The following is a 12,595-nucleotide window of genomic DNA, read 5'->3' as shown; positions in this document are numbered from 1 at the left end:
CCCCCGACAGCGCTGCTGTCGGGGGCTTCTTCGTTGGGGACCGCTCGCGACACCCGTTCAATCGATGCGCTTGGCACCGGTAATGGTGATCGGTGTCTTCGGCACGTCGCCGTAAGGCCCTTGCTGGCCGGTAGGTGTCTCGGCGATGCCGTCGACCACATCCATGCCGGAGACAACGTGGCCGAACACCGTATAGCCGGGCTGATAGAGGCCCTGATAATCGAGCGAGGCGTTTTCGACCAGATTGATGAAGAACTGACTGGTGGCCGAGTCCGGATCGTTGGTTCGCGCCATGGCGATGGTGCCACGCTGGTTCTTGAGTCCGCTGCGCTCCAGCGCGATGGGGTCGTGCGTTGTCTTCGCCTCGAGCTCGGCATCCATGCCGCCACCCTGGATCATGAAATCCGGAATCACACGATGAAAGACGGTCCCGGCGTAGTAGCCCTCGTCGACATAGCTCAGGAAGTTCTTGACCGTTCTCGGCGCTGCCTTGGCATCCAGCTCCAGCTCGATAGTGCCTTGGCTGGTCTCCAGACGGACATGCGGATGATCGGCGTCGGCCATGGCGGGCAGGGAGGTGAACGCCATCGTCATGACGCCAATGCTCAGCAGGGTCTTCAACATCTCAAGGCTCCGTACCTTTGAAAGAGAGCAGCCTAGCGGCAACGCCTCCCGCTGGCTAGTTGGCCCAGCCTAGCGGGGCTCGATGGCCTCGACGCTGATGATCTCCTCGCCCGCCTGCGACAGAACGCAAAAACGGACGTTGACGTCTCGAAGGTGCACGCCATAGCGGCGCGGCTCCTCGGGTGGCCCGGACTGTCGGGCGCGACCGTGGTAAGCCGGGCGCGGGTCCTGGCCCAGCACCTCCTCGATCAGTCGTCGCAGCGATTCGCCCTCCGGGTGGGCGCGGAGCGCGCGACCTGCCTCGGCGGTGAACACCACCGCCTTGAGCATCGGTGGGGCCGGCGCGAAGCCGGCCGAGGCGTCGGGTACCGACTCCGCCCAGGGAAGATAGGGGCGAATGTCCAGAATCGGCGTCGCGTCACACAGGTCGTGTCCGCGCAGGTGCAGCTTGACCCGCCGGCGCCGATCGCCGAGCGCGGAGCCAGCGATGGGCCGGCGCGAGGCTCGAGGGGCGGGGTCGAGTTCGACTTCCAGCAGTTCCACCAGCGACAGTCCCAATCGATTGGGGCGATGCGTGGCGCGGCTGGCGAAGACGCCGATGCGCTGATTGCCGCCGAGTCGTGGCGGTCTTACACGGGAGGACCAACTCGTCGGGCTACGGTCGAAGACGAAGGTGAGCCAGAGATGACTGAAGGTATCGAGACCCTCGACCGCGAGCGGGTCGTCGTAGCTCGGTTCGAGATAGAGAACGGCGCGCGCCGAGGGCGCCAGCCCCGGCTGACGTGGAATGCCGAATTTGTCGGGATAGTCGCTTGAGACATGCCCGATCGGTTCGAGCGTGAAAGTGTCGGCCATGGCGAATCTCGAGGACGCTCTTGCAGATGAATGTCGACGCGAACAGGTGAAATTCCGGTTTGGTGCCATACTGGAATGGCGCCCGGTCAGGTACCGGCGATTTCGCAAACTCGCATGATACCAAGGAGAGGTGTTGGATGAGTTTTCTGCATGTCTACCACGAGGCCGACGGCGATCAACCGCTGCTCAGTACTCAGGACGCCTATCGCATCTCGCTGGAGATGAGCGCGGTCGAAGTCTACTTCGATCGCCGACCGCTGATGTCCGTGCCGCTCGGTGGCGACCACGATCAATTGAAGGTGGCGCACAGAGACGTCATCGACAAGATCCAGACGTTGAGCGGTCGGCAACACGCCGAGCTGCGCGGCATGAGCCCGTACTACCCGGATCTCGAGCTACGCCGTGAACTGCTCTGCACCGAGTCTGCCGATGAAGAGGAGAGCTGGCATCTGCTGCTTCGCGGGCAGGCGATCTTCTACCTGCACCTGGAATCTCGTGTTTATGTCGTCGGTTGTGAACAGGGCGATCTGATGTCGATTCCCGGGGGGATGCCGCATTGGCTCGACATCGGGCCCGAACCGGATTTTCTGATGATGACCTTGAGCAATGCCGAGTCGCCAAGCCTTGTCTCGACCGCGAGCGACATCGCGCTGCGCTTTCCGCGCTATGAACGATTGGTGGAAAGCGACGCCGCGTGAGAAGGTAGATGCCCGGACTGCCACCCTTGGGAACACACCATGATCGAGCGCACCCGATTTCGCGAAGCGCTACCGCGCGATGCCTCGGATCAGGCCGAGGTGTTTCATCATGCGGTCATGGAAGGCGCCTCCTCGCACTATTCGCTGGCCGAGCGGGAAGCCTGGGCGGCGGCGCTGCCGCGTACTGCCGAGGCTTGGGGCGCGAGACAGACGCTTTACACGACACTGGTGGCCGAGTGCGATGGCCACTGCATCGCCTTCTGCGAGCATGATGCCGAGGCCCGAATCGAGACGCTCTATGTCTGGCCGTCCGTTGCCCGCCAGGGCATCGGTTCGAGGCTGTTACAGCTGACGCTGGACAGGCTCGCGCATCAGGGGCACACACAGGCGAGCATCGAAGCAAGTCTGATGTTGGCGCCAGCGCTCCAGGCGCGCGGCTGGGAACGCCTTGGCGAAGAGCAGGTCGAGCGTCACGGCGTCATGCTGTCGCGAGTGCGTTTGCAAATTGCGCTTCCTGAGATCGATTCACCGACGTGACGACTTGGGGCGTCTGTCGGCGTCCTTCCGGTCAGGAGAATTCCCTCGACGGCCGGAATCGGATAAAGTCACTTCCATAATGAAAGTGACCCACGAACTCTCCTCTCTTTGCCCTGTTGCGCGCGCGCTCGACTGCGTCGGCGATAGCTGGACGCTGCTGATTCTGCGCGATGCTCTGCAGGGGGCTCGCCGTTTCGATGACTTCCAGCGCGGTCTGGGCATCGCCTCCAGCATGTTGACTCGGCGCCTCGAGCGCATGGTCGATGACGGCCTGCTGGAAAAGCGCGCCTATCGAGACCGCCCTTTGCGACACGACTATCGGTTGACCCCGAAGGGCCGGGATCTGGCTCCGGTGATCCTGACGCTCTATCGCTGGGGCGAGTGCCATCTGCCGAGCGACGAGGACGCCATGCATCTGGTCGACCGCGAAACGCGCCGGCCGGTCGATCCGGTGCTCTTCGATCGCTGCAGTCAGCGGGAGCTGGCTTCGGATAGCGTCTGCATTGCCGAAGGGCCGGATGCCACGCCGGCCATCAAGGCGCGCGTCGAGCGCATGGCGGCGCAGGCTTGCGACCGAGCCCCCTCACCGACTCCGCCGGAGGGCGACTTCGCCATTCCCAGGGCGCCTTGGCGATCGGGCGACAGCCATGCGCCGCTTCGACCCGGAAATACCGAGCCTGGGCTCGCGAAAGATGAGCCCGGACTCTCGAAAGACGAGCTGGAATGAAAAATGACCAGCTTGAACCCGAAATGAAAAGGACAACGTCATGCGACGTATCGTAGTCACAGGAATGGGCATCCTCTCGCCCTTGGGATGTCAACTCGAGACGGTCTGGCAGCGACTGTTATCGGGCGCCTCCGGGCTGCGCCGGCTCCCGGAAGCCACCGTTGAAGGTCTGGCAGCTGGCGTTGGTGCTCCCGTGCCCTCCATCGAGGAGGACAGCGCCGGCTTCGATCTCGACGCGGCCATCGATCCCAAGGAGCGGCGCAAGATGGACCGCTTCATCCAGATGGCCGTCGCCGCCGCCCAGGATGCGCTGACCCAGGCCAACTGGTTCCCGTCCACCGAAGCCGAGCGGGAGCGCACCGCGACCTTGATCGGCTCCGGCATCGGCGGCTTTCCGTCGATCGCCGACGCGGTACGCACGACCGACAGCCGCGGCCCGCGCCGCCTCTCGCCGTTCACGATCCCATCGTTTTTGGCCAACCTCGCCTGCGGCCAAGTCTCCATTCGTCATGGCTTCAAGGGTCCCCTGGGTGCGCCGGTGACGGCCTGCGCCGCAGGGCTGCAGGCGATCGGTGACGCCGCGCGCCTGATCCATACCGGCGAGGCGGATATCGCCCTTTGCGGTGGCAGCGAGGCGTGTATCGATCGCGTCAGCCTCGGCGGCTTCGCGGCGGCCAAGGCGCTCTCCAGTCACTTCAACGAGACGCCGGAGGCGGCGTCCCGACCGTTCGATCAGGCTCGCGACGGCTTCGTCATGGGCGAGGGCGCCGGCTTGATCGTGATCGAGACGCTCGAGCATGCACAGGCGAGAGGGGCGACACCGATCGCCGAGCTGGTCGGCTACGGCACGACCTCGGACGCCTACCACATGACCGCCGGGCCGGAAGATGGCAGTGGTGCGGCGCGGGCGATGAAAATCGCGCTGCGCCAAGCGGGACTGGACGCCAGCGAGATCCAGCACCTCAACGCGCATGCGACGTCGACGCCCGTCGGTGACCGGGGAGAGCTGGCGGCCATTCATGGCCTGTTCGGCGACCGCTCACCGGCGATCAGCGCGACCAAGGCGACGACTGGACACCTGCTGGGCGCGGCTGGCGGCGTCGAAGCGATCTTCACGCTGCTGGCGCTGCGTGACCAGATCGCGCCGCTGACGCGCAACTACGTCGACCCCGACCCATTGGCCGCGGATCTGGACGTCGTACACGGCGAGTCGCGCAAGATGGCGATCGAACACGCCATCTGCAACGGCTTCGGGTTCGGTGGGGTGAATGCCAGCGTGATCTTCAAGCGTATCTAACCGGGCTTCGCCCGGAGCTGTAAGCGGTAAGGGCGGCGCTGCGCGCCTTTAAGCTTGAAGAAAAGGCAAGGTCAAAGGCGGAAGCCGATGGTTGAGCCGGTCTCCGTAACCAAACCGGGACATGCCGCTTTCTCCCGCCCGCGTTTCAGCGCGTCGCAAACGACGATCGAAAAGCCAAAAAGCCAAACCGATCTCCCCAGGATTCGATGGGGTTCGATTTGGCTTGTGCTTTTTCTTACGGCTTACAGCTTCCAGGCGCGAAGCGCCGCTCTTCCCGCTGACTGACCCGAAGGGTCAGGCCATCGTATCGACGATTCCGCCTTCCACGCGCATCGCCGCGCCGGTGGTGGCGCTGGCCTGCTGGGAGGCGAGGTAGACGCTCAGATTGGCGACTTCCTCGACGCTCGCGACGCGTTGAATGATGGAGGAGGGGCGGTTCTCCTGCACGAACGTCTCCTCGGCTTCGGCTTCGCTGATGCCTTTCTGCTTGGCGATATCGGCGATCATCTTGCCGACGCCCTCGGATTTCGTCGGCCCGGGGAGCACGGAATTGACGGTGACGTTGGTGCCGGAGAGCGCCTTGGCTAGCCCGCGGGAAATCGACTGCACCGCGGACTTGGTCATGCCGTAGTGGACCATGTCTGCCGGAATGTTGAGCGCGGACTCGCTCGACAGGAACTGGATGCGCCCCCAGTTGCGCTGCTTCATACCCTGCGCGTAGTGGCGCGAGAGGCGCACCGCGCTCATCACGTTGACGTCGAAGAACTGCTGCCAGGTCTCGTCGGTGATATCGAAGAAATTCTCGGGGCCGAAGATGCCGACATTGTTGATCAGAATGTCGCACGCGGGCTTGGCGGCGATCAGTGCCTGACAGCCCTCGGCAGTGCCGAGATCGGCTGCAACGCCGTCGATGCTGGCGCCGGGAACGGCGTGGCGCAGGGTGGCGACAGCGTCGTCGACGCGCCCCTGGGTGCGCCCGGTAACGGTCACGCTGGCACCGGCGTTGGCCAACCCCTGGGCGATACCCAGACCAATGCCGGCCGTGGAGCCGGTGACGATGGCGCTCTTGCCGGATAGATCGATCTTCATGCGTTTCTCCCTGTCGCGCTGTCACGTTGTCGCAGTTATGGGCATACCGATCATGAGATGACTCGGATGAGGCTCGGCATGCCCTGAACGTTGGACTTCGATGAAAACGGTCATTCAAGACCGGGTTCGGTGCTCGCCACGATCAGCGTCGCGGGCATTCGCATAGCCTCGACGAAAGTCGTAGCGGTACACTCTTACCTCGGGGCAGGTTAGTTCAACGTCAAGCGTTCAACCAGCAAGGGCCGGTGGCGCGCTTTTCGCAATTTGCCGTCCCATCGCTGTAAGCCGAGGCGATAGCGCCTCCCTATACTCGATTCCTGTAACCCCTAATCTCCAGGGAGATAACGATGGCCGCGAGCCCGACACGAGACGATTTCGACCACTACATGACCCCCAACTATTCGCCGCAGAAAGCGATTCCAGTGCGTGGCGAGGGCAGCCGCCTGTGGGATCAGGCGGGCAAGGAGTACGTCGATTTCGCCGGCGGCATCGCGGTCAACGCGCTGGGCCATTGCCACCCGGCGCTGGTCAACGCGCTGACGACGCAGGCCAACAAGGTGTGGCATCTGTCCAATGTCTACACCAGCGAGCCAACGCTCGAGCTCGCGCGTGAGCTGGTCGAGCGTACCTTCGCCGACAAGGCGTATTTCTGCTCCTCCGGCGGCGAGGCCAACGAGGCGGCGTTCAAGCTGGCGCGGCGCTGGGCCTACGACAATTTCGGCGAGAAGAAGCACAAGATCATCTCGTTCAAGCAGGCGTTCCACGGCCGGACGTTGTTCACCGTCAGCGTCGGTGGCCAGCCGAAGTACTCGGAAGGCTTCGGGCCGATCCCCGGCGGTATCGTGCATGCCGATTTCAACGATCTGGAAAGCGTGCGCGCGCTGATCGATGACGAGACCTGTGCCGTCGTCGTCGAGCCGATTCAGGGCGAGGGCGGCGTGACGCCGGCGACTCAGGCTTTCATCCAGGGGCTGCGTGCGCTCTGCGACGAGCATCAGGCACTGCTGGTGTTCGACGAAGTTCAGTCCGGCGTCGGCCGCAGCGGCAAGCTCTACGCTTACATGCACTATGGCGTCACGCCGGATATTCTGACCACGGCCAAGGCATTGGGCGGTGGGTTCCCGATCGGCGGCATGCTGACCACGGACCGTGTCGCGCCCTCGCTGGCCGTCGGCACGCACGGCTCCACCTACGGCGGCAACCCGCTTGCCTGCGCTGTCGGTCTCGCGGCGTTGACCACCATCGACACGCCGGAAGTGCTCGAAGGCGTGAAGCGCCGTCACGAGCTCTTCCGCGAGCATTTCGAAGTGATCAATCGCAAGCACGGCGTGTTCAAGGAGATTCGCGGCATGGGTCTCTTGATCGGCGCCGAGATGAGCGATGCCTATCACGGCAAGGCGCGGGACATCCTGCCGCTCGCGCTCGAGCAGGGTCTGATGATCCTGGTCGCAGGCCCCAATGTGCTGCGCGTGGCGCCCTCGCTGATCATTCCCGAGGCGGATATTCAGGAGGGCATGGCGCGTCTCGAGCTTGCCATCGAACAACTCGTCGCCCAGGCGTCGTGAGTCGCGCTCGATGACCGAACAGTCGATGAGTGCCATCCCGGGCAGACAGTCGGCCGGCGCCGACGTCCGGGGTGGCGGCAACCTGCTGGTGCGTCCGGCGCAGAGTGCCGATCTGGCGGCGCTCGAGCGTCTGGCCGGTAACGCCACGCCGAAGTTGACCAATCTCCCCGCGCATCGCGACCGCCTCGAGGAGCGAATCGCTCGCTCGGCGCGCGCGATGGAACGCAACGTCGATTTTCCCGGTGACGAGACCTACACCTTCGTACTCGAGGATCTGGATCGCGGAGAGATCGTGGGTACCGCCAGCATCCGCGCTCAGGCCGGTGCGCAGGATGTCTATTACACCTATCGGCAGGAGACGCTGATCCACGCCTCGCAGCAGCTCAATCTGCGCCATGAGGTGCAGACGCTGTCGCTCTCCCACGAGATGTCCGAGGTGTCACTACTCTGCGCGCTGTCGCTGGACTCGCGCTATCGCGGCACCAGCGCGGCGACGCTTTTGCGCCGCGCGCGGCTGATGTTCATCGCGCAGTATCCCGAGCGCTTCGCTGACACGCTGGGCGTCGCCTTTCCCGGTTATCTCGACGATGCCGGGGAGTCGCCGTTCTGGGCGAGCGTGGGTCGGCACTTCTTCAAGCAGAGCTATCACGAGATCAACCTGATGGCGGGCGTGCGTTCGAAAAGCTTCATCGCCGAGGTGATGCCGCAGTTCCCGCTTTATCTGCCGCTGCTGACGCCGCAGGCGCGGGCGGCGATCGGTCGTGAGCACGTCGCGCACGAGCAGGCGCTGGGTGAGATGCTTGGCGAAGGTTTCGTGCGCTCGCGCCACGTCGATATCTTCGATGCCGGGCCCGTGCTGCGCGCCGAGCGCGCACGTCTGCGGACGCTGAGTCACTGCGGCTGGCACCCGGTACGTATCCGGCCCGAAGATTCGCTGCCGGACGCCGAGCCCGCCATGGTCGCCAATCAGCAGTTAGGCGGCTTCCGCTGCACCGTGGCGCGCTATGCGCTGACACCCACCGGCCAGCTCATGCTCTCTCCGATGCAGGCAGATTTGCTGGGCGTAGAGGAAGGGCGAGCCGTACTGGTGGCGCCGTTGGCGCTGCCGGAAGTCGAAGATGCGCTGGACGAGGGAGAGCTTTGATGCGCTTGAGACCCATCAGTCACAGCGATATCGACGAACTGCAGGCTCTGGCGCAGGAGACTGGCGTGGGTTTCACGTCGCTGCCGGACAGTCGCGAGTTTCTGGTCGCCAAGATCGACAAGGCCGTCGCGGCATTCGAAGGCCGGGTACCCGCCGAGGAGCGGCTCTACTTCTTCGTGCTCGAGGACGAAGAGAGCGGCGAGCTCGCCGGCTGCTGTGCCATCGAGGCAGAAGTCGGCCGCGAGACTCCGTTCTATCACTACCGCGTCGGCAAGCTCGCCCACTCTTCGGTTCAGCTCGATCTTCATCGCACCATCGACACGCTCTTTCTCAGCTCTGACCATACCGGCGATGCCGAGGTGGCATCGCTGTTCCTGCGCCCGGCCTACCGGCGCGATCGCAACGGGACGCTGCTCTCCAAGGCGCGCTGGCTGTTCATGGCCGAGTTCCGCGACTGCTTTCCCGCGAAGGTGCTGGCGGAGATGCGCGGCTCGTTCACGCCCGAGGGCGTCAGCCCCTTCTGGGAGTGTCTCGGGAGCCACTTTTTCCCGATGGAGTTCAAGCAGGCCGATCAACTGACCGGACTGGGCCAGAAAAGCTTCATTGGCGAGCTGATGCCGAAGTATCCGATCTACACGCCGTTTCTGCCGCAGGCGGCGCGGGAGTGCATTGGCCAGGTACACGAGCACACGCGCCCGGCGCTGGAGATGCTCAAGAAGGAGGGCCTTCGCTGGGAGGGGTACATCGATATCTTCGACGGTGGTCCCACGGTCGAAGCCTATATCGACGATGTTCGCGCGATTCGTCACTCGCAAAGCGCGAAGGTCGAAGTCGGCGATACGCATCTGCCGCACGCCGAACGCCATGGCTGGTTGGCGGCGACCACGGGCATGGCGGATTTTCGCTGTAGCTGGATCGGTCGTGGACCCGATGCAGAGGGCGTGATCACGCTGACACCGACCGAAGCCGAGCGCCTGAGCGTGAGCAGCGGCGACACCCTGCGACTGCTGGAAACCTGAGCGACGACTGCGCCGGGTTCGGGGCGTATAGACAGCAGCTTCGAGCTTCGAGAAAGGGATTGCGAACTTTCAGCGTGCTTAATCCTGCATTTCGTGGCTCGCGGCTCACCAATCAATAAATCAGGAGCGATGTATGCACGCCACGCAACAACTGCTGATCGACGGTCAATGGGTCGATGGGGCCGCCGCGTCTTTCGATAAGTCCGACCCGGTATCGGGCGCTCACCTGTGGCGGGCTACCGCGGCATCGCCGGACCAGGTGAATCAAGCGGTGGCGGCGGCGCGGCGTGCGTTTCCTGGATGGGCGATGCGGACGTTCGCCGAACGTCAGGCCATCGTCGAACGCTTTCGTGACGAGCTCGACGCGCATCGCGAACCGCTGGCCGAGAGTATCGCTCACGAGACCGGCAAGCCGATCTGGGAGGCGCGAACCGAAGTCGGCGCGATGATCGGCAAGGTGGCCATTTCGCTGACCGCCTATCACGAGCGAACCGGCGAGCGCGCTCGAGACGCCGGCGGCACGCGTGCCGTGCTGCGACATCGCCCGCATGGCGTGCTTGCCGTGTTCGGGCCCTACAATTTCCCGGGTCATCTGCCCAATGGACACATGGTGCCAGCGCTTCTGGCCGGCAACTGCGTGGTGTTCAAGCCCAGCGAGCAGACACCGATGACCGCGGATCTGACCCTGCAGTGCTGGGTTCGTGCCGGATTGCCCGCCGGGGTGATCAATCTCGTGCAGGGTGCGGCCGAAGTCGGCCAGGCGTTGGCGGGCAGCGCCGATATCGACGGCTTGCTCTTTACCGGTAGCGCCAGGATCGGTGGTCTGCTGCATCGTCAGTTCGGCGGTCAGGTCGGCAAGATCCTGGCGCTGGAGCTTGGCGGCAATAATCCCCTGGTGGTCAAGGATGTCCGCGATCCCGCAGCCGCGGTGTTGACCATCCTGCAGTCCGCGTTTCTCTCCGGCGGTCAGCGTTGCACCTGCGCGCGCCGACTGATCGTGCCGGCGGGCGAATCCGGCGACCGGCTGCTCGAGCAGCTCGCGGCGGCCATGGAAAAACTGCGCGTGGCCGAGCCGTTTGCCGAGCCGGCACCTTTCTATTCCGGCCTTGTCAGCCCGCAGGCCGCTGACGGATTGCTTGCCGCGCAGGCCGATCTCGAGGCGCAAGGCGGTCGCGTGCTGGTGAAGATGCGCTCGCTCCAGCCGGGCACCAGCCTGCTTTCACCGGGATTGATCGATGTGACGGGCTGCGAAGTGCCGGACGAAGAGCACTTCGGGCCACTGCTCAAGGTCTACCGTTATCGCGATTGGGACCAGGCCATCGAACTGGCCAACGATACTCGCTATGGGCTTTCCGCCGGCCTGATCGGCGGCGATCAACCCGACTGGGATGACTTTCTGCTGCGTATTCGCGCCGGTATCGTCAACTGGAATCGCCAGACGACCGGCGCTTCGAGCGATGCGCCGTTCGGCGGCATCGGCGACAGCGGCAATCATCGTCCCAGTGCGTACTATGCGGCGGACTACTGCGCTTACCCGGTCGCCTCGATGGAAGCCGACACGCTTTCGATGCCGGCAGAGCTGCCGCCGGGGGTCGAACTATGAGCGACGCGATGCAGGATCCCAGGCGTTCGGGCGAGGCGTCCATGGCGCCGGCTGACGTCCGCGAGGTGAACTTCGATGGCCTCGTCGGCCCGACGCACAACTACGCCGGACTGGCGCTCGGCAACGTTGCCTCGATGCGCCACGGCGGGCTCGAATCCAATCCGCGCGAGGCGGCGCTTCAGGGGCTTGCCAAAATGAAGTCGCTGATGGACGCTGGCTACGCGCAAGGGGTCCTGCCGCCCCAGCAGCGTCCGGATCTTGGCGCGCTGCGCGAACTCGGCTTTGCCGGCAGCGATGCCGAGGTGCTGAAACGGGCTGCGGCAGACGCACCGCGGATTCTGCGCGCGGTCTGTTCCGCCTCGAGCATGTGGACCGCCAATGCCGCCACGGTGACGCCCAGCGTCGACGCACCGGACGGCCGCGTCCACTTCACGCCGGCCAACCTGCAGTCGAGCTTTCACCGTTACCTCGAGCCGCGGACGACGTCTCGGGTACTGGCGGCGATCTTCGAAGACGCTCGCCATTTCGCCCACCATCCGGCGCTGCCGGCGACGCCGGCGTTCTCCGACGAGGGGGCGGCCAACCACACCCGGCTCGCGGCCGACCACGGCGATCCCGGCGTGCATCTCTACGTCTACGGGCGTCAGGCATTCGGCGGCGAACGAGCGCCGCAGCGTTACCCGGCACGTCAGACACGCGAGGCGAGTCAGGCTGTCGCGCGCCAGCACGGCCTCTCGGACGCTCAGACCGTCTTTGCCCAGCAACACCCCGACGCCATCGATGCGGGCGTATTCCACAACGACGTGATTGCGGTGGGCAACGGCCCGGTACTGCTCTATCACGACATGGCCTTTCTGGACGAGGAGAAGACGCTCGATGCGCTGCGGTGGAAGATGGCGACGCCGCTGATTCCGGTGCGCGTGCCGAGCGAGGCGATCCCGCTCGAGGACGCCGTCTCGACCTACCTGTTCAATTCGCAGCTGCTCTCCAATCCCGACGGCAGCATGACGCTGGTCGTGCCTGGCGAGTGTCAGGAAAACGAGGACGTCTGGCGGGTGATTCAGGATCTGTTGCTGGCCGGCAACAACCCCATTGCTGAAATCGTGGTCAAGGATGTCAAGCAGAGCATGCGCAACGGCGGCGGCCCCGCCTGCCTGCGCCTTCGCGTACCGCTGAGCGCGCAGGAGCGACACTCGCTCGGCGGCCGCGTCCTGCTCGATGACGCGCTGCACGCCGACCTGACCCGCTGGGTCGAGCGCCACTACCGCGATCGGCTATCGCCGAACGATCTGGCCGACCCGCAGCTCGCCGACGAGACGCTGAGCGCGCTGGACGAGCTGACTCGCTTGCTCGGGATCGGCAGCGTCTATCCGTTTCAGCGTTAATCTTTTCGCTTCCACTGGCGCTTCACGTCCCGGCCCTGTGTGCTGGCGGGAA

The 12,595-nt window shown here is 64.6% G+C and carries 12 protein-coding genes; 9 read left to right on the top strand and 3 right to left on the bottom strand.

Annotated features, from left to right (window positions below):
• Window positions 1-57 precede the first annotated feature (57 nt).
• A complete protein-coding gene (locus IE125_RS08160; RefSeq protein ID WP_189444148.1) occupies window positions 58-624 on the bottom strand; it encodes a peptidylprolyl isomerase in 567 nt (188 codons plus the stop codon).
• A 69-nt stretch (window positions 625-693) separates the two neighbouring features.
• Window positions 694-1,479 (bottom strand): tRNA (N6-threonylcarbamoyladenosine(37)-N6)-methyltransferase TrmO, encoded by a 786-nt coding sequence (gene tsaA / locus IE125_RS08155; protein ID WP_189444147.1) that lies wholly within the window; start codon window positions 1,477-1,479, stop codon window positions 694-696.
• A gap of 137 nt (window positions 1,480-1,616) precedes the next feature.
• On the opposite strand from tsaA, the gene IE125_RS08150 reads away from it, so the two are divergent.
• The 4 genes from IE125_RS08150 (at window position 1,617) to fabF (ending at window position 4,738) form a co-directional block, all read left to right on the top strand.
• Window positions 1,617-2,177 carry a cupin domain-containing protein gene (locus IE125_RS08150; protein ID WP_189444146.1) on the top strand — a complete coding sequence of 187 codons (561 nt, stop codon included), beginning with the start codon at window positions 1,617-1,619 and terminating at the stop codon, window positions 2,175-2,177.
• 39 nt (window positions 2,178-2,216) lie between these two features.
• A complete protein-coding gene (locus IE125_RS08145) occupies window positions 2,217-2,714 on the top strand; it encodes a GNAT family N-acetyltransferase (protein ID WP_189444145.1) in 498 nt (165 codons plus the stop codon).
• 79 nt (window positions 2,715-2,793) lie between these two features.
• Window positions 2,794-3,441, top strand: coding sequence for a winged helix-turn-helix transcriptional regulator (locus IE125_RS08140; protein ID WP_189444144.1), 648 nt, complete (start codon window positions 2,794-2,796; stop codon window positions 3,439-3,441).
• Between the two features lie 40 nt (window positions 3,442-3,481).
• Complete coding sequence (gene fabF / locus IE125_RS08135) at window positions 3,482-4,738, top strand: beta-ketoacyl-ACP synthase II (RefSeq protein WP_189444143.1); 1,257 nt, start codon at window positions 3,482-3,484, stop codon at window positions 4,736-4,738.
• Window positions 4,739-5,032: 294 nt separating this feature from the next.
• Here the strand turns inward: fabF and IE125_RS08130 are convergent, their stop codons facing one another.
• Window positions 5,033-5,827 carry an SDR family NAD(P)-dependent oxidoreductase gene (locus IE125_RS08130; RefSeq protein WP_189444142.1) on the bottom strand — a complete coding sequence of 265 codons (795 nt, stop codon included), beginning with the start codon at window positions 5,825-5,827 and terminating at the stop codon, window positions 5,033-5,035.
• A 347-nt stretch (window positions 5,828-6,174) separates the two neighbouring features.
• On the opposite strand from IE125_RS08130, the gene IE125_RS08125 reads away from it, so the two are divergent.
• From IE125_RS08125 to astB, 5 genes are all read left to right on the top strand, one after another.
• Window positions 6,175-7,392, top strand: a complete 1,218-nt coding sequence (locus IE125_RS08125; protein ID WP_189444141.1) for an aspartate aminotransferase family protein — start codon at window positions 6,175-6,177, stop codon at window positions 7,390-7,392.
• Window positions 7,393-7,417: 25 nt separating this feature from the next.
• Window positions 7,418-8,536, top strand: coding sequence for an arginine N-succinyltransferase (astA, locus tag IE125_RS08120; protein ID WP_189444140.1), 1,119 nt, complete (start codon window positions 7,418-7,420; stop codon window positions 8,534-8,536).
• Window positions 8,536-9,555 carry an arginine N-succinyltransferase gene (astA, locus tag IE125_RS08115; RefSeq protein WP_189444139.1) on the top strand — a complete coding sequence of 340 codons (1,020 nt, stop codon included), beginning with the start codon at window positions 8,536-8,538 and terminating at the stop codon, window positions 9,553-9,555. Before astA (IE125_RS08120) ends, astA (IE125_RS08115) begins: the two co-directional genes overlap by 1 nt.
• Before the next feature lie 133 nt (window positions 9,556-9,688).
• Window positions 9,689-11,158, top strand: coding sequence for a succinylglutamate-semialdehyde dehydrogenase (gene astD / locus IE125_RS08110; RefSeq protein WP_189444138.1), 1,470 nt, complete (start codon window positions 9,689-9,691; stop codon window positions 11,156-11,158).
• Between the two features lie 41 nt (window positions 11,159-11,199).
• Complete coding sequence (astB, locus tag IE125_RS08105) at window positions 11,200-12,543, top strand: N-succinylarginine dihydrolase (protein WP_189444137.1); 1,344 nt, start codon at window positions 11,200-11,202, stop codon at window positions 12,541-12,543.
• The last annotated feature ends 52 nt before the right edge of the window (window positions 12,544-12,595 follow it).

It is taken from the genome of Salinicola rhizosphaerae (assembly GCF_014652715.1).
Classification (GTDB): domain Bacteria; phylum Pseudomonadota; class Gammaproteobacteria; order Pseudomonadales; family Halomonadaceae; genus Salinicola; species Salinicola rhizosphaerae.
Note: the sequence above shows the minus strand (reverse complement) of the source record. Positions and strands in the feature narration are given on the sequence as shown.

Coding starts and splice junctions, on each gene's coding strand:
- IE125_RS08160 (WP_189444148.1), bottom strand. CDS start 624: ATGTTGAAGACCCTGCTGAGCATTGGCGTCATGACGATGGCGTTCACC.
- tsaA (WP_189444147.1), bottom strand. CDS start 1,479: ATGGCCGACACTTTCACGCTCGAACCGATCGGGCATGTCTCAAGCGAC.
- IE125_RS08150 (WP_189444146.1), top strand. CDS start 1,617: ATGAGTTTTCTGCATGTCTACCACGAGGCCGACGGCGATCAACCGCTG.
- IE125_RS08145 (WP_189444145.1), top strand. CDS start 2,217: ATGATCGAGCGCACCCGATTTCGCGAAGCGCTACCGCGCGATGCCTCG.
- IE125_RS08140 (WP_189444144.1), top strand. CDS start 2,794: ATGAAAGTGACCCACGAACTCTCCTCTCTTTGCCCTGTTGCGCGCGCG.
- fabF (WP_189444143.1), top strand. CDS start 3,482: ATGCGACGTATCGTAGTCACAGGAATGGGCATCCTCTCGCCCTTGGGA.
- IE125_RS08130 (WP_189444142.1), bottom strand. CDS start 5,827: ATGAAGATCGATCTATCCGGCAAGAGCGCCATCGTCACCGGCTCCACG.
- IE125_RS08125 (WP_189444141.1), top strand. CDS start 6,175: ATGGCCGCGAGCCCGACACGAGACGATTTCGACCACTACATGACCCCC.
- astA (WP_189444140.1), top strand. CDS start 7,418: ATGAGTGCCATCCCGGGCAGACAGTCGGCCGGCGCCGACGTCCGGGGT.
- astA (WP_189444139.1), top strand. CDS start 8,536: ATGCGCTTGAGACCCATCAGTCACAGCGATATCGACGAACTGCAGGCT.
- astD (WP_189444138.1), top strand. CDS start 9,689: ATGCACGCCACGCAACAACTGCTGATCGACGGTCAATGGGTCGATGGG.
- astB (WP_189444137.1), top strand. CDS start 11,200: ATGGCGCCGGCTGACGTCCGCGAGGTGAACTTCGATGGCCTCGTCGGC.